General features: G+C 63.7%; 11 protein-coding genes and 1 pseudogene. 4 read left to right on the forward strand and 8 right to left on the reverse strand.

The window, feature by feature from the left end; genetic code table 11:
* Positions 1 to 28 precede the first annotated feature (28 nt).
* The 5 genes from ACV7GQ_RS06640 to ACV7GQ_RS06660 all read right to left on the reverse strand — a co-directional run bounded on the left by ACV7GQ_RS06640 (position 29) and on the right by ACV7GQ_RS06660 (position 9,080).
* The gene (locus tag ACV7GQ_RS06640) at positions 29 to 1,303 is read right to left on the reverse strand and encodes an outer membrane protein assembly factor BamB family protein (protein WP_470312733.1); all 1,275 of its coding nucleotides are present in this window, start codon (positions 1,301 to 1,303) and stop codon (positions 29 to 31) included.
* An 84-nt stretch (positions 1,304 to 1,387) separates the two neighbouring features.
* Positions 1,388 to 3,421, reverse strand: a complete 2,034-nt coding sequence (locus tag ACV7GQ_RS06645; RefSeq protein WP_470312734.1) for a SpoVR family protein — start codon at positions 3,419 to 3,421, stop codon at positions 1,388 to 1,390.
* The gene (locus ACV7GQ_RS06650; protein WP_470312735.1) at positions 3,418 to 4,734 is read right to left on the reverse strand and encodes a YeaH/YhbH family protein; all 1,317 of its coding nucleotides are present in this window, start codon (positions 4,732 to 4,734) and stop codon (positions 3,418 to 3,420) included. The genes ACV7GQ_RS06645 and ACV7GQ_RS06650 overlap by 4 nt, the downstream gene beginning before the upstream one ends.
* Positions 4,725 to 7,007 carry a PrkA family serine protein kinase gene (locus ACV7GQ_RS06655; protein WP_470312736.1) on the reverse strand — a complete coding sequence of 761 codons (2,283 nt, stop codon included), beginning with the start codon at positions 7,005 to 7,007 and terminating at the stop codon, positions 4,725 to 4,727. The genes ACV7GQ_RS06650 and ACV7GQ_RS06655 overlap by 10 nt, the downstream gene beginning before the upstream one ends.
* The gene (locus ACV7GQ_RS06660) at positions 7,008 to 9,080 is read right to left on the reverse strand and encodes a PrkA family serine protein kinase (RefSeq protein WP_470312737.1); all 2,073 of its coding nucleotides are present in this window, start codon (positions 9,078 to 9,080) and stop codon (positions 7,008 to 7,010) included. It lies immediately after the preceding gene.
* 453 nt (positions 9,081 to 9,533) lie between these two features.
* Between ACV7GQ_RS06660 and ACV7GQ_RS06665 the strand changes: the two genes are divergently transcribed.
* Both ACV7GQ_RS06665 and ACV7GQ_RS06670 read left to right on the forward strand, forming a co-directional pair.
* Positions 9,534 to 9,911 carry a DUF5820 family protein gene (locus tag ACV7GQ_RS06665; protein WP_470312738.1) on the forward strand — a complete coding sequence of 126 codons (378 nt, stop codon included), beginning with the start codon at positions 9,534 to 9,536 and terminating at the stop codon, positions 9,909 to 9,911.
* Positions 9,912 to 9,943: 32 nt separating this feature from the next.
* Positions 9,944 to 10,396 (forward strand): UPF0179 family protein, encoded by a 453-nt coding sequence (locus tag ACV7GQ_RS06670; protein WP_470312739.1) that lies wholly within the window; start codon positions 9,944 to 9,946, stop codon positions 10,394 to 10,396.
* An 81-nt stretch (positions 10,397 to 10,477) separates the two neighbouring features.
* Here ACV7GQ_RS06670 and ACV7GQ_RS06675 read toward each other — a convergent pair whose 3' ends face one another.
* Positions 10,478 to 11,266, reverse strand: coding sequence for a M14 family metallopeptidase (locus ACV7GQ_RS06675; protein ID WP_470312740.1), 789 nt, complete (start codon positions 11,264 to 11,266; stop codon positions 10,478 to 10,480).
* Between the two features lie 55 nt (positions 11,267 to 11,321).
* Positions 11,322 to 11,642 (reverse strand): annotated as a pseudogene (locus ACV7GQ_RS06680) (DUF309 domain-containing protein); the annotation flags it as partial.
* A gap of 63 nt (positions 11,643 to 11,705) precedes the next feature.
* Between ACV7GQ_RS06680 and ACV7GQ_RS06685 the strand changes: the two are divergent.
* A complete protein-coding gene (locus ACV7GQ_RS06685; protein ID WP_470312741.1) occupies positions 11,706 to 12,998 on the forward strand; it encodes a tyrosine-type recombinase/integrase in 1,293 nt (430 codons plus the stop codon).
* 228 nt (positions 12,999 to 13,226) lie between these two features.
* Here the strand turns inward: ACV7GQ_RS06685 and ACV7GQ_RS06690 are convergent, their stop codons facing one another.
* A complete protein-coding gene (locus tag ACV7GQ_RS06690; protein WP_470312742.1) occupies positions 13,227 to 13,979 on the reverse strand; it encodes a hypothetical protein in 753 nt (250 codons plus the stop codon).
* Positions 13,980 to 14,963: 984 nt separating this feature from the next.
* Between ACV7GQ_RS06690 and ACV7GQ_RS06695 the strand changes: the two genes are divergently transcribed.
* Positions 14,964 to 15,569 carry a site-specific integrase gene (locus ACV7GQ_RS06695; protein WP_470312743.1) on the forward strand — a complete coding sequence of 202 codons (606 nt, stop codon included), beginning with the start codon at positions 14,964 to 14,966 and terminating at the stop codon, positions 15,567 to 15,569.
* Positions 15,570 to 15,608: the final 39 nt, after the last annotated feature.

The following is a 15,608-nucleotide window of genomic DNA, read 5'->3' on the forward strand; positions in this document are numbered from 1 at the left end:
GGAAAAACGGGTTTCCCTTCGTCGGTGGTCAGGGCGTGACGGCGAGTACCGTCTCGTCCTCGCCAGCGAATGCGTGCGACCCGCCGACCGAAAGGCGGGTGAGCCGCGACTCGGCGGCGAACGACCACGCCCGCTCGCCCGCCTCGGCGTCGAGCGCGAGGACGTGCCGGTCCCGGTCGTCCTGGCTCGCCGAGCGCTGTATCACCAACTGGCCGTCCAGCAGCCCGGACGGCCGGGCCAGATACGCGTCCACCGGGGTCCGCCACGCGACGTCCCCGTCGGAGAGGGAGACGGCGGCCGCCACCTCGTTGGCGACGTACAGCGTGCCGTCGGCCACCGGCGCGTCGTAGATGGCAGCGCTCACGTCGGCGCGCCACCGGACCTCGCCGGTGGCCGGGTCGAGACTCGCCACCGAATCCCCGCCAACGAGCAGCCGGTCGCCGACGGCCTGGGTGGTGTAGGCGTGCCACTCCTCGAACGTCCACCGGCGCTCACCGGTCTCGGCGTCGACCCCGTGGACGACCGGTTCGCGCGGGTCTTCGGCGCTCACGAAGGCGACGGTGTCGCCCACCACCGAGAGCGTCCGGTACTGATACTCGGGGACCGAGTACTCCCACGCTCGGGTCCCGTCTCGGCCGAACACGTCGAGGGCGCCGTATGCCGGGACGTACACTCGCTCGTCGGTGACCAGGCCGCCCCTCGGGTCGCCGATCTCGACTGCCCACTGTTCGGTCCCGTCGGCGAGCGAGAGCGCGTACAGCGTCTGACCCGAGGACTGGACGTGGTCGTCGGCCGTGCCGACGAACGCCGTCCCGTCGTGGACCCCGAGGACCTCGAGCCACCAGTCGGTCGGCGAGAACGTCCACCGTCGGTCGCCAGTGTCTGGGTCGACCGCGTGGAGCGTGTGGGCGGCGTTCAGGCCCTCGGCACCCGCTACGGTCAGTACCGTCCCCCCGGCGACGACCGGCGCGTTCTGGACCGTCTGCTCGGCGTCGTACATCCATTGTTCGGTCCCGTCAGAGGGGGACAGCGCGGCGACCGTTCCGTCCTCCGTGCCGACGTACAGGCCGTCTCCGGTCGGGGTCGGTGTCGTGACGACGGGCGCCTGGAGCGAACTGGTCCACGCGACGTGGTCGGCCGACGCGTACCGGTCCGTCTCGTCGGCCGGCGTCGCCGAGTCGGCAGTGCCGCCGGACGACCCCGTCCCCGGTGCGTCTGTGGTCGGGTCCTGGGAGCCGTCGGTCAGACAGCCGGCCAGGCCGGACGCCGCGGTGAGTGCGAGGAACGCGCGTCGAGAGGGCATACGCGCTTGTCCTGTCGAGAGGGGTACATACCTTCTGAAGGCTTCGACGGCGATTTGAGCGACCTGAGGGGTGGACCGACGGCCTCAGGCCAGCCACTCGTCGGGCTTGGTGTTGTAGTCGATGTCCGTCGCCGCGAGGTGTTCGACCTCGCTCCACGGCACGTCCTCCACGACCACGTCGTCGCCGTCGTACCGGAGGCGCTTGCCGACCTCTTCGGGTTCGGGTTCGCGGTCGCGGCGCTTGGCCACCTCGATGTCGTGGTCGTCGAACTCCTTGACGATGGTCAGCAGGTTCACCGGCCGCCCCCAGAGTTCGAACACCCGCTTCAGCACCGCCGTGGCCTGGCTCCGGTCGAGCATCACGCCGTTGTACTGGTGGGCCAGCAACAGTTCGTTCCGGTTCTGGTAGTTGCCGTCCTCGACGACGACGGTGGGCTTGCCGAAGTTGGTGAAGTTGAGCATCAGCTTCTTCTTCACGTCGGCGTGGTCCGTCGACGTGACCCGGTAGTCGCCCGAGGCGTGGGTGTACTCGTAGGTGAAGTAGTCGTTGTCGTCGACGAACTCCTGGGTGAGGAACTCGTCTAAGAACGTCACGTCGTTGTGGCTCTCGCGGATCTCGCGCATCCGCTCCCAGCCGCGGGTGTAGTCGACGTCGGCCAGCGCCGCCGCGACGCTGTCGTAGCGCGCGTCGTCGAACATGTAGCGGGAGACCCGCTCCAGTTCCTCCTGCCCGACGCGGGAGACGAACCCGCGGTACTGCGGCTTGACCAGCGAGTAGTGTCGCTGGGCCAGCCCCTCGTAGGTCAGGACCTTCCACGGATACCGCTCGACGTCGACTTCGCCGTCGCGGGCCCGTTCGAGGCCCTCGGCGTCGACCCGGGGGTCCTCGGGGTCGAGTTCGTCGAGGTGCCCGGCCACGTCGCGGAGCCACGCCGGCGGTTCGAGGTGGTCCTGCACCTCCGAGAAGTCCACGACGTCGCCGAAGGTACGCCACGTGACGCCGTCGACGCGGAGCAACCGTTCGACGACCTCCCGGCGGTTCTCGGTGTTCTCGACGTACTCCCAAATCTCCATGCCGAGCTTGTACGGGTTCAGGCCCGGCGACCCCAGCACCTGCGCCATGTGGTCGGCGTAGAGGACGAACTCGTCGTCGCCGGCGAAGCGCTCGCCGGTCATCATCAGCGACTCCCAGTAGGCCGCCCAGCCCTCGTTCATCACCTTCGTCATCTTCTGGGGGGCGAAGTAGTACGCCTCGCGGCGCAGCATCTCCAGGACGTCCTTCTGCCAGTCGGTCATCTCGACGGCCTTCCCGGCGTCCTCGTCGTAGGCCATCCCGTGCTTGCGGAGGAACCCGAGCACGTCCTTGTCGGGTTCGGCCGGGAAGGAGACGCCCTCGCCGTCGTCGTCCTGGGCGTCCAACCACTCGTCGTCGAACACCTGCCGCTTGACCTCCTCGGAGAGGTCCAGTTCGTCCAGCTGCTCGGTGACGTCGACGCCCTCGATGTCCTCGAAGTGCTCCTCGGCCGTCTCGACGGGGCTGTACGGCTGGTGCTGGTCGATGTTGTCCTCCAGACAGAGCACGTGGTCGACGAACCGCTCGACGGCCCCGCGCTCTATCTCGGGGTCCTGCATGTACTCCCGGATGGCGTCGGCGTGGCGGGCCAACATGCCGGCGGCGTCCGGGCCTCTGTCCCGGCCCGCCTCGTCGGCCGACCGCGGCGCGCCGTCGCTGAACATCTTGAACCACCGGTTGTTGGCGAAGAAGTCGGCGTGGGCCTCGACGTGGGTGATGACCGCCTTCTGGTCGGCCAGCGTGTTCGACTCCTGGAGGAAGGCGTGGGACGGGTCGTCGTTGTTGACTATCTCGAAGGCCTTCCCGCCGAGGAACTGGCCCTGCTTCTGCTGGCGGTCGTACTGCATCCCCCAGCGCCAGTGGGGGTACCGCTTCTGGAACCCGCCGTAGGCGATGAGTTCGTTCATCTCGTCGTAGTCGACGACCCAGTAGTTCACCGGGTACGGCGACAGGCCCAGTCGGCGAGCGAGGTTGCCCGCCTCCCGGACCGGTTCCTCGAGGTCGTCCGCGATGCGCTGTTTGGCGAATCTGTCGTCGGTGCTCATCCGTTGTCCTCCGTGCTCAGTATCTCGTAGATGGCGTCGACCACGTCGTCGGGCGAGGAGACGTAGGCGACGGCGACGTTGTCGCTGTCGCGGAACGTCCGCTCGACCTCCTCGGCGTGGGTCGCGTTGATGGCGTTCCCGCTCGGCTGGGTCTCCACGTAGGCGTGGAGGTTCGCGGGAATCTGCTCCATCAGCGGGATGACCTTCTCCTCGGTGTCGTTCGAGGAGTTCTCGCTGTCGCCCGCCGCGAAGACGTACCGGTTCCACTCGCTCCACGGGTACGCCTCCTCCAGTCGCTCGGCGGCCAGTTCGTACGCGCTGGAGATGCGGGTCCCGCCGCCCGAGCGGATGCCGAAGAACTCCTCGCGTTCGACCTCCCACGCGTCGGCGTCGTGGGCGATGTAGACGAACTCGGCGTTGTCGTACTTCCCCTGCAGGTACCAGTCCAGCGGCGTGAACGTCCGCTCGACGAGTTCGCGCTTCTTCTGGCGCATCGACCCGGAGACGTCGCGGATGTTGACCACGACGACGTTCTTCTCGCGCTCCTCGACGATCTCGGGGTAGCGGTAGCGCTCGTCCTCCCGGCGGAACGGTATCTCGTCGACGCCCTCGCGGCGGATGCGCGTCGGCGCGTCGACCTCCTCGACGTTGGCCTCCATCTCCTCGATGGTGGTCCACGCCGCCCGCTCGCTCGACGGGATGTCGTCGTAGGCGTCCTCTATCCACGCCTTCGAGACTGGGATGTTCTTCTCGCGGGCCCACTCGAAGACGGTCGCCGGCCCCCAGCCGTCGACCTTCAGGGCCTCGCGGACGTAGTCCTCGTCGAAGTCCATCGCGAGTTTCCGCTTCAGCCCCTTCTTGAACAGGCGCTCGAAGTCCAGCGTCGAGGAGGGGCCGGTCCGGGTGATGTCGGTGAAGTCGCCCTCCTTCTCCTCGATAACCTTCTTGCCCTTCGGTTCGAGGTCCAGGCCGAGTTGCTCGTCGAGTTCCTTCGCGAACTCCTCGGGATCCATCTCGTAGTACTCGTGTTCGCCGCCCTCCTCGCCGGGCTCGCCGTCCTCGTCGCCGTCGTCGCCCGGCTGGGGCTGTGGTTGCCCGACCGGGTCGCCCGGTTCGGCGCCGTCGCCCTGTCCGACGCCGCCCTTGTCGCGCTGGTCGTAGGCGAACTCCGGGAGGTCGACTATCTTGATGGGGATGCGCACCTCGTCGCCGCGGGACTGTCCCAGGTCGCCGTACTGGATGAACTCCGCGAGGTCCTGCCGGCGCTCCTCGCCGACCTCGCGGTACCGTTCGAGGTCGTCTTTCAGTCCCATCGGTAGCTCACCTGATTCATGACGTGTCGGCTGGTCAGTTCGGCGGCGGCCTCGCTGTAGCCGTGCATGTCGACCATGTTCTCGATAGTCATCTGCTTGAGTCGGGCCGTCTCGGTGCCGGACGGCGGTTCGTCCCACTGCCGGGGGTCGAAGTCCTCGAACGTCCGCTTGACGTCGTCCCAGTCGTGGCTCCCGAGGACGGTCTTGATGACCGGAATCTCCTTCGGGGAGACGTCGCCGACGCGGAACTCCTCGTCGCGGCGCTGCCACGCGTGACGGTTGAGCGCCGTGATTATCTTGTCCGTCCGGAACGCCTCGACGGCCTCGTCCGGGTCGTTGTCGTCGTAGTTCTCCTCGTCGAACCGGCCCAGGTGCTCTATCTCGAACACCTTCATCTTCAGCGGGTCCGGGTCGACGTACTCGCCGCGCTCGTTCTCTATCTGGTCGTCGGAGGCCCACGCGTAGACGTGTTCGATGTACTCCTCGACGGTGGCCTCGTCGACGCGCTTGTCCCGCATCATCGCGTCCAGCACGTCCCGCTCCTGCTCGCCGAAGACGTGGTTCTTCACCGGGACGACCCGCTCCTCGTACTCCGTGGCCTCCGCCGCCGAGAACACCGGCGCGTCGCCCATCCCCTCGGCGACGGCGTTCAGCACGTCCCGGGGCATGATGACGTGTTCGACGGGGAGGTCCGGGTGGTGGCGGTCCTGCGTCTCGTGGAGGAGGTCCGCGACCACGTCACGGACGTGCGTCACGGGGATGCCGTGGTCGCCGTCGTGGTCGGTCGTCTCCAGGTCGTAGTCGTCGATGTCGACGCGCTCGTCGCCCTCCATCAGGTACCCACGGTCGAACAGGAGCGCCTTGTCCACGAGGTCCAGCCCGTTCGGGACGTTCGAGGCGTCGAGCCGCGAGACGACGGCGTACAGCGCCGCGGCCTCGATGGTGTGGGGCGCCAGCTCCTTGTCCGTCGCCGTCTCGACGTCGTCCCGCACCGAGACGGTCACGGGGTCCTGAATCCACGTCTCCAGTTCCTCCCACGAGTCCGGGTCCCAGACCGCCGTCTCGTTGGTCAGCTCCCGGCGGAGCAGTTGGGCCTCCAGCGAGAGGTTCGTCAGGTAGGTGAACTCGTGTTTGTCCAGCCGTCGCTTCAGCGCCTTCAGCGGGTCCTGCCCCTCGCGGTCGGCGTGCTGGTTCAACTGCGCCTCCAGGTCGGGGTTCGAGATGATGACCAGTTGCGTGTCGACGTCCATCCCGATGCCCTTGTCCAGTTTGACCCGGCTCTCGTCGGGCACGTTCAGCAGTTTCTGGAGCAGGTCGGCGTGCTGGGCGGCGTCCTCGACGACCGTCAGCAGGCCGTTGCCCTGCGAGAGGACGCCGTCGTAGGAGAACGCCTGCGGGTTCTTCCGGCCCCGCGAGTCCAGTTCGCGGAGCATCCCGTGCATCCACGACCCGACCAGTCGCTCCTTGGGCGTGCCCTCGTCCTCGGAGTGGAGGACGCCGATGCCGCGGCCCACGTCCACGACGAAGTTCTTCACCCGGAGGTGCGCGGGGTCGGTGACCGCCGAGAACAGGTCTTCGGCGCCCTGTCGGCGGTACTGCTCCTCGAGGTAGTCGTAGGCCTCCCGCGAGAACGGGTCGAGTTCGCCGTCGACGTGGATTTCGATGTGGTCGTCGAGGCGCTCGTTGATGTCGGCCACGAGGTCCGCGCGCACGTCCGGCGGGAACACGGTCAGCGGGTGGACCTGCACCGGACTCTCGTACCAGTCGTCCTCGTCCTCGACCGGCACGTCGCCGTACGTGAGGGCGCTGTCGCTCCCGCCCGCGCCGGCGACGTTCCACTCGACGGTGTAGCGTCGGCCCTCCGGCGTCTTCGAGTACTCACGGAGGCCGTTGATGAGACACCGCTTCAGTTCGGACTTGCCCGTCGCGGTGGGGCCTTCGAGCCACACTATCTTCTCGTCCTTGCCTCTGCCAGCGGCGATGGAGCGCAGGTCGTCGACGAAGGCGTTCAGCACCTCCGTGTTGCCGAGGATGGCGTGTTCGCCGTCGTTGTACGGGTCGTCGAAGAAGCGGTACCTCTCCTTCTCCTCGCCCTCCTCGATGACCGTGCGGGTCCCCGCCGCCTCGATGGCCGCGAGCATGTACTTCGAGGCGTGTGCGGCTATCTCGGGCGTCTCGAGGACGGTGTCGACGTACGCCGCGAGGCTCATCGGGGCCTCGTAGGTGGCGTCCAGCGAGTCGTCCGCCCGGCCGATGTACTCCTCGCCGCTCATCTAGTCCTCCATCTCGCTCTTGGCGACCTCCGCGCCGGCGAACTCGAGCACTTCCTTGGCGCCCTCCTCCGAGTAGCCCTGCTCGATGAGGGCGTCTATCCACTGGTTGCGCTCGTCGTCGTCCATCTCGCCGCTGGAGACCAGCGCCGAGAAGTTGATGTTGTGTTTCTTGTCCTCCCAGAGCTTGCGCTCCAGCGCGCGGCGCAGTCGGTCGTTGTCCTGCGGGTTGAACGTGTCGCCCTCGCGGGCACGGCGGGAGACCCAGTTCGACACCTCCTGGCGGAAGTCGTCCTTGCGGTCCTCCGGGAGGTTCAGTTTCTCCTCGACCGAGCGGAGGAACTGCTCGTCCGGTTCCTGCTCGCGGCCGGTGAGTTCGTCCTCGACGGTGTCGTCGTCGATGTAGGCCATGACGTGGTCCATGTACTTCTCGCCCTGGCGCTGTATCTCGTCCATGTCGTAGGCCAGCGCGTGGCGCACGTCCTCGATGGCCCGCTCCTTGTACTCCTCGCGGACCAGTTCGAGGAAACGGTAGTACTGGTCGAACGACTCCTCGTCGATGGAGCCGTGGTTCTCTAAGTTGCCTTCGAGGTGGTTGAACGTCGTCAGCGGCGAGAGGAACTGGCGGTCGCGGTGCATCGAGTCCATGATGGCCTCGGCTATCTCGTCGCCGATGAAGCGCGGGGAGACGCCGTCCATCCCCTCGCCGATGTCGGCGGTGGTCGCCGCCTCGTCGCGGAGCTTCTTGACGTCGATGTCGTCGGCCTCGTCTATCTCGCCGTTGTAGGCTTTGGCCTTCTGGACGAGGTCGACGGACTCCGTGTCGGGCTCCTCGATGCGGGTGAGGACGCCGAACAGGCCGGCCATCTCCAGCGTGTGGGGCTCGACGTGGATGTCCGGGAGGTCCGCGTTCCGGAGCATCTTGTTGTATATCTTCGCCTCCTCCTCGTACTGGAGGACGTACGGGAAGTCGATGCGCTTCGTCCGGTCGTTGAACGCCTCCATCTTCTCGTCGCCCTTCTTGTCCCGGTACTCGGGCATGTTCGTCCGGCCGACGATGACCTGGTCGATGTCGATGCGCGGGTTGTTCTTCGGCTTGATGGTCTGTTCCTGACTGGCGTGCAGGAAGTCGTAGAGGAACTCCCGCTGGAGTTTCAGCAGCTCCTCGCCGGAGAAGATACCTCGGTTGGCGTTACAGAACGCCCCGGAGTAGTCGAACGCCCGCGGGTCGCTCTCGCCGTAGATGGCTATCTTCGAGTAGTTGACGTCGCCGGTCAGTTCCGTCTCGTCCTGGTTCTTCTTGTCCTTGGGTTCGAACGTCTCGATGCCCTGGCGCTGGTTCTCGTCGGCGACGAACCGGATTATCTCGACGTGGTTCTCCAGCACGGCCTGGAGGTCGTCGCCGTAGTTCGCCAGCAGGCGGTCCATGTAGAACTCCGAGGCGGGGTCGAGCGCCTGCTCGTTCCGGATGGTGTAGGGGGCGTCGAGTTCCTCGTTGATGTCCTCGATGACCCTGTCCCGCTGGTCCTGAGGGAGCAACACCATCGGGTCCTGGTTCATCGGGGACCGGACGACGTCGTCGGCGGGGTCCTGGTCGCCGATGACGTCACAGAGGTTCGTCCAGCGGAACGTGTACATCCGCCCCTCGTCGCGGCGGGTGTAGTCCTCGAAGTAGCGCCGGACCTGCCGGTCGAAGTCGGACTTCCCGGACCCGACCGGACCCAGCAGGAGCTTGATACGCTTCTCCGGACCCAGCCCCCGCGCGCCGGACTTGACCTTGTTGACGAACTCGTGTATCGCCTCGTGGACCTCGCGGCCGTAGAAGGTGTTCTCGCCGTCGTGGAGCGGGTCCTCGCTCGCTATCTCGTACTCGACGACGCCGGCGTCCTCGTCGTAGGAGGTCCCGTAGTAGTCGAACATGTCCGCCACCCGCTGGTGGGCGTTGCGGGCGATTCGCGGCTCGTCGTACAGTTGGTCGAGATACCAGTCGAAGCTCCGGGTCGTCCGGAGGTCGGCCGGTATCGTGTCTTGGTACTCCTTGCTCAGCGCTTCCAGTGTCTCTTTGTTCTTGCTCATGCTAACTCGGTGAGTTCGGCACGCGATGGCACGATGCCGTTCGGGGCCACCGTGTCGGACTCAGTACACCGGTGCCACCAACTGCCGCTCCGTGCGTGCAGGCGGGCGGCCGCGTTGGGACCCGGACTTGCGGGTCGGTGGTCGTACCATGCCATGTGTGCAGTGGCCGGGTGGTCGCGGGGACGGTCCCACCCCAATGGTAACGGGTGACAGTGGGTTACTGTTTCCGATACTATTTAACACATGAGTGCTTCAACATTAAGAGCCTTTTCCCGACACCCATATAACGCCGGGTTTTCTCACCCCGGATTCGTGACGTAACACGGGGACGGCATCGCTGAGGTACGGGTTCACACGAGGGCGATTCCCGCAGCTATTTATAAGTAATCGCGCGAAAGCGGGCGACGCGTCGGTAGTCGATAGAGTATTGCCCGCCGAGACGAAGCCGTCGGTATGGACCTCGACGGACTGGCCGACGACTGGACGGTCTGGAACGAGACCGAGGAGAAACTCGTACTCGCCTATCGGCCGGGCGTCTTCGACAGCCACGACTTCCCGGCGCCCTGCCTCCCGACGATATACCTCACGCGGGGCAAGCGGACCCGGCGACCCGGCCTCGACCGGACCGGCGAGGACTGGTACGTCACGCTGTACCTCGAACCCGAGGTGGACCGCGACGCCGAGTCGTTCGCGGACCGTGAGGCCGCCGTCGAGGCGGCCGTCGACCTCGCGAACCGCTTCGCCTCCGGCGAGTTCGACTACCGCGCGCTGTATCAGATACCCCGCGAGGACTACCTCGACGAACTCGACGCCCTGACCGGTCGGTCCTGACGCTTAAATTCCGTCCGAGTGTAGCCCACGGCATGACCACTGTCACGCTCGTCGGGACGCGCCTCGCGGAGGTCGGCGAGGAGTTCGTCTATCACGGCGAGGCCGACGGCTGCGCCGGCTGTCCGTACCGGACCCAGTGCCTCAACCTCACACAGGGGCGCCGCTACCGCGTCACCGAGGTCCGCGAGAGCGGACAGACCCTCGACTGCGCGGTCCACGACACCGGCGTCCGCGCCGTCGAGGTCGAACCCGCACGGATTCGCGCGAACGTCCCCACGAAAGGTGCCTACGCCGGCAGCAACGCGTCGCTGGCCGGCCCGTGTCCCCACACGGAGTGTCCGAGCCACCAGTACTGCGAGCCGATGGGCGCCGATTTCGACGAGGAGTACCGCATCGGTGAGGTCGTCGGCGACCCGCCGCACGACTACTGCATGCTCGACCGGGACCTCACGCTGGTGGAGTTAGACGCCCCCGACGACGCGTGACCACCGGCCGGGGCGCCGCGCCGTCGACGACGCCAACTGTTACGCGCAGAAACTGCCACTGTGACGGTGGTGACGGCGCCGTCAGTCGAGGACGCCGACGCGGTGCGCCGTGTAGCCGAAGACGTCCTCGTACCCCTCGGCGGAGAGGAGGACCGGGTGGAACGACTCCTCGGCGAGGACCCGTTCCCCGTCGGCGGCGGCGATGGGGGCGCCGGCGGCCAGCGGTTCGAAGTTCCGGGCGTACACCTCGTACTTCTCGGCGGCGGCCTTCGGAATCGGGTCGCCGAGTTGGAACACCGGGAGCGACTCCGTCCGTCTCGTCACGGGGTCGTCGGTGACGCCCGTGGCCGCGAGGAACTCACGGATTATCCGTTCGGCGTTGGCGGCGGCCGCCGGCGACCCCTGATAGCCACACTCGACCTCGATGGCCGACGGGACGACGGAGAAGATGCGTCCCTCGTTGGCCCCCTTCGTCATGACCACCGCGTCGACGGAGAGCTTCGGACAGACGTCCCGGGCGAGCGGCGTCAGGTCGTCGACGAGCGCGAACATGCCGTCGTAGGACTGGGTGGAGTGCAGCGACAACACGGTGCAGCCTCGCAGTTCGGCGGCGAGGTCGGCGGCCAAGCGGTCCTCGTGGGCCTCGCTCTCCGGGTCGCCCGGGAACGCGCGGTTGAGGTCGGTGTCGAGGTACCGCTCGCCGGCGGCCAGCGCCTCCTCGTTGACGACCACGAACTTCACCGGACGGGAGACCGTCGGGGGGTCCGCGAGGACCGCCTCGATACCGTCCCGACCACACGGCTCGTCGCCGTGGATGCTGCCCACGATGGCGACGTCCGGTTCTCCCGCACCCAGTTGTTCGACTCGCATTCAGTCTCTGGTGCGGGCCCCGGCCATTAGAGTCGTGTGGATTCCGGGCGAGGCGTCAGTCGAGGTCCTCGGCGAACGCGAAGTCGGTGTCGTCGGCGACCGGGTAGCCCCCGTCGAGTCGTATCTGCCACCCCTCGAGCACGCTCGGGTCCTGCAGCGCGTTCGTCACCGTCGTCCGGACGTCCAGCAGGTCGACGCCGTAGTAGTCGTTCGGCACCCCGCGGAAGTACTGGAGCGAGGTGCGAAACAGCGACCGCATCCCGTCGTCGTCCTCGAAGTCGAAGTGCTTGTACGCGCCGGCGGCCACCTGCACCATCCCGTGGAGGAACTTGCTCTCGGTCGACCCGCGGCCGTAGTTGTACCACTCGTCCTCGAAGATTTACTGGTCCGGTGTAAACAATCCTTACCTATTTAGTGGGTGGCGTTGCTCGTGGGAAGTATGCCGAAGTCAATGCGGGAGCGATACGAGAATGCGCGGGACAAGATTCGCAATGACGACGAAATCAGCGATGATGAACGAGAGCACATCCTCGAATTTCTGGATGCAAACGATCCACAACGGAACACGTACCAAATGCCAGACGGCGATACGAAGAGTGACGGGACGCTAGCCCGCTACGCCCGTGAAGTTCGTCGTGTGGCAGCTGACGCTGACTTTGACCTAACCGATGCATCGGAATACCAGATAAACCGCTTGATGGACGCATATCTAAACGGCCGTGTTGACCGCGTAAAGGACGAGGGCCTATCTTCCGGTACTGTCCGTAACAAGCAAGGCCCGATCCGTCGGTTCTACCTCTATCACGACGACTTAGGCGTTGACAGGGAAGAAATTCACTTCGCGGACCAAGAGGAATCGTCGGTTGATGAACGGGATATGTTCACGCCAGAAGAGGTGCAGGCCATCCGCGACGAAGCGAAACGCCGTGGTTCTCGTGACGCCTGTTTGGTCGACCTACTCCTCTACACCGGCCAGCGCCGAAGCGCTATCCTGAATTTGCGTCTGAAGGACGTGGATGTTGACGAAGGAATCTTCTATCTGAACGAGGACGACGGCGACCTGAAAGGAGCGAGCGGCAAGCGCCCGCTCTTAGGGGCTGAACAGTCTGCCAGAGAATGGAAGCGCCAGCATCCGACTGGCGACCCGAACGACTATCTAATCACGCACAAGCACAAGCAGACGAACCGAGAGGGTGTCCGCGCTGGGGACAAGTTGGACCCCAGCACGGTGTACCGACAACTACAGCGGATCGGTGACGGCGCTGGTGTGGACAAGCCTGTGAATGCCCATAACTTTCGGCATTACTTCGTCACGGTGTGCAAACGCGATTATGGCATGGACAACGACGTTATCAAGCACCTCATCGGCCACGAACCCGATTCTAAGGTCATGGAGCGGACGTATGCTCATCTGACCGACCAAGACTACATCGAGCAAGCTGAAGAGGACGCAGGGATTCGAGAACCGGAGGACGACAGTCCACTAACCCCTTCAGTCTGCGACAATTGCAAAGAGCCATTAGACGGCGAGTGGCAGGCGTGTCCGTACTGTGGACAGACGTATGGCCCACAGTCCCAGAAAGCCAGCGAGACTGTGCAGGAAGGGATGAAAGGCTCCTACGCGGAGACTGACCCCGAGGGCGAGCAGCAAGGGAAGGTGGATGAACTTGATGAACTACTGAATGACCCGCAAGTGAAAGCCGCACTACTGGAGAAGCTGACTGAAGATTAGCGGGCATAGCTTTGTTGAATCCCTTAATCGGTGATATATTTCAGTAGCCGTGCTGAATAGAGAGCGCGTATGCAGCCTTAAAACGGAGAGACTAATCCAAACCGTCGGGAGATCAAAAAATATCACGGAGAGCGATTCGCAGAGGTCGAAGCGGTCTGATTCTCGTTGACTGATGTTATAAGCGTCGTCGACACAAAAAACAGAAAATAGAATCAGACAGTCGCCGGCTTACAACGTCGGCAGGTCGACAGTGAGTTCGTGCGTTCCCTCGCTAAACTCCTCTTCCTCGTAGTCGTACCTGACGGAGTATTCGATATCCTCCTGCTTCCAGGGACCCGGCATCTCCCAGGAGCCCAGATGGACAGTCTTCGGCACATTGCTCAGAACCTCAAACGGCACAGTCACGGACGTCGGGACATCACCATCGTACGTGAGTGAGACATCATCTTTAGTGAGGTCCGCAATATCATCATCTTGATTAAACACTATAGTGTCTGGCTCGGGGTCGGTCGGGTTGTTCCGACCGTAGGTGGTGGCGATTAGCAGTTTCGCATCCTGATTCTGATAGTACGGCGGATCGTTAATCGTCCCGGTGCCGAGGTCGAACTGCCAGAACGCGTGCTCGATGCACAACGCGAAGTTCGAGATTGCGTACTTGTCCTCCGCACAGATTTCGTCGTTACCGACGTAACCGTCAAAGTCGAGTGAACGAGAGTCCGGTCCGGCCTTCACGAACCCGCACGACGCCTCGTAGATGTCTGAGTCGAACTCGACACACAGCGGCTCGCCCTCTTCGTCCTCTTTCGACTCAGTGACCGTCACGTCAAACGAATCGTCATCTATGTCGAGCGAGTCACGGCCCTCCTCAAACACGAATTCTCCATCCTCCTCGTTCCATTCGTACTTCGCCAGCAGTGCGCCGCACTCCTCACAGGGATCTGAAGGGCCCTGACCCATAGCTGCGCCACTGAATGTAGGCACACCCACCAATCCACCTGCTGAGGCCAACGCTGCACTCCGCAATATTGTCCGTCTGTCTATGCCTCGCTCCCCGTCCGTTGTGTTTTTCTCCGACATTGTCAGTTGATTGCCCTATGTTTGTCACTTGGCTCGTGTGGGCCAAGTCTTGGGCTCATCTACAGGCCTATTGCCGTGGTACCCTCTGACCTGGCCACGAAACTTGATGACGATAGAAGATATTGTTATACAGTATCATGGAAACTATCCCTGTGTATAATCTCCCCATAGAAGGCTGCCGGTCCGAGTATCCATTTCCCAACCAGCACCGTGTTGTAAGAAATATATAAACAACTCCACACTACAAATCGAAATGTGGTGTTACCGAAAGGGGTCGGTAAGCAATTTAGAGCGAACTTCCACGTATAACGTCTGTTAGAATATACTAATAATCAATCCTAATACTATCCTGTGGATTAAGCCCCTACCCTCATGAGTATCCTGTATATTGCTTTCTTCGCGGTGACCGGGCCGCGATTGACCAGCACTGTTGCTTCTGGTCGTTCTCTCGGTCGGTGTCGTCGCCGTTCAGCTACCACTCCTGACGTCCGACAGTGGTGTCGTCAACACCACGAGACTGTTCCCGCGCGTCGTCGCAGGGATAGCGCTCGTGCTGGTCTGTGTCTTCTCCGCCTCCGTCGGTGGCAGCATCGTCGCGCTGGGACGTGCTACCGGCAACTGATTCGTCTCGGGGTGTAGCCCACCGGTCGGGGTCCGTCCACAACGAGTTCCGGGTCGCGCGGAGTCGTCACTACAGAAGCTACGGTATTCGCTGCAATTACCCTCTGTATCTCGCAGAGCATTATTGACAATTTTTGAGGGCTTCAACAGAACAACGGTTCCGACTTGTGAGTCAAATCGGAAGCGAACGGCCGAATATCCCGTTATAGTCGCGCCAATCGGCCTGGCCTTCCCCGTTTTAGTTCGTACTTGTTCTAACAAGATTACATGAGACTAGAGGGGACAGCGAAAGCCGACACGTACAAAGTCTGGATCACGGACGAAGAGTTAGAACAACTTAGGCGAGCGGCCGCCAGTCATAGAGACGACCTCATAATTCAGTTTGGCGGGTATGTCGGACTTCGGGCGTTCGAGGTGCCACAGATACAGCCAGAGCACGTCAAACGAACGTCTGACGGCCAGCACTACCACCTTCGGGTGCCTGAGGGGAAGGACACAAAGAACGGCAATGGAGAGCCGAGGGACGCATATCTGCCGTCGTCAGTTGAACGGGACTTGCACCGTTACCAGAGCGCCGAGGACATAGCGCCCAGTGAACCGTACATAGACCTCACCCCGCGTGCAGTGCGTGGCGTGGTCGAACGGACGGCCGAACGCGCTGCTGATGAAACAGGGAACGACGACTTCCGGTACGTGTCTAGTCACGATCTCCGGCGACGGTTCGCACAACGGCTGTTGGTGGACGAGAGCATGAATCCCCGCGTAGTCATGGCAGTAGGCGGCTGGTCGAGTTTCCAGGCTATAGAACCGTATCTAAACAGCCCGACGCCGGACGTGATTAACCAAGAGTTCGAGAACGCTGGACTCACGTAATTTGCTTAATCCGCCTGGCCTTCCGGCTTTTTGTGCGAT

It is taken from the genome of Haloarcula sp. MBLA0163 (assembly GCF_055632435.1).

What these genes read in the sequence shown, in the direction of transcription:
- ACV7GQ_RS06695 (WP_470312743.1), top strand. Translation starts at nt 14,964, where the DNA reads ATGAGACTAGAGGGGACAGCGAAAGCCGACACGTACAAAGTCTGGATC.
- ACV7GQ_RS06650 (WP_470312735.1), bottom strand. Translation starts at nt 4,734, where the DNA reads ATGGGACTGAAAGACGACCTCGAACGGTACCGCGAGGTCGGCGAGGAG.
- ACV7GQ_RS06645 (WP_470312734.1), bottom strand. Translation starts at nt 3,421, where the DNA reads ATGAGCACCGACGACAGATTCGCCAAACAGCGCATCGCGGACGACCTC.
- ACV7GQ_RS06660 (WP_470312737.1), bottom strand. Translation starts at nt 9,080, where the DNA reads ATGAGCAAGAACAAAGAGACACTGGAAGCGCTGAGCAAGGAGTACCAA.
- ACV7GQ_RS06640 (WP_470312733.1), bottom strand. Translation starts at nt 1,303, where the DNA reads ATGCCCTCTCGACGCGCGTTCCTCGCACTCACCGCGGCGTCCGGCCTG.
- ACV7GQ_RS06675 (WP_470312740.1), bottom strand. Translation starts at nt 11,266, where the DNA reads ATGCGAGTCGAACAACTGGGTGCGGGAGAACCGGACGTCGCCATCGTG.
- ACV7GQ_RS06665 (WP_470312738.1), top strand. Translation starts at nt 9,534, where the DNA reads ATGGACCTCGACGGACTGGCCGACGACTGGACGGTCTGGAACGAGACC.
- ACV7GQ_RS06670 (WP_470312739.1), top strand. Translation starts at nt 9,944, where the DNA reads ATGACCACTGTCACGCTCGTCGGGACGCGCCTCGCGGAGGTCGGCGAG.
- ACV7GQ_RS06655 (WP_470312736.1), bottom strand. Translation starts at nt 7,007, where the DNA reads ATGAGCGGCGAGGAGTACATCGGCCGGGCGGACGACTCGCTGGACGCC.
- ACV7GQ_RS06685 (WP_470312741.1), top strand. Translation starts at nt 11,706, where the DNA reads ATGCCGAAGTCAATGCGGGAGCGATACGAGAATGCGCGGGACAAGATT.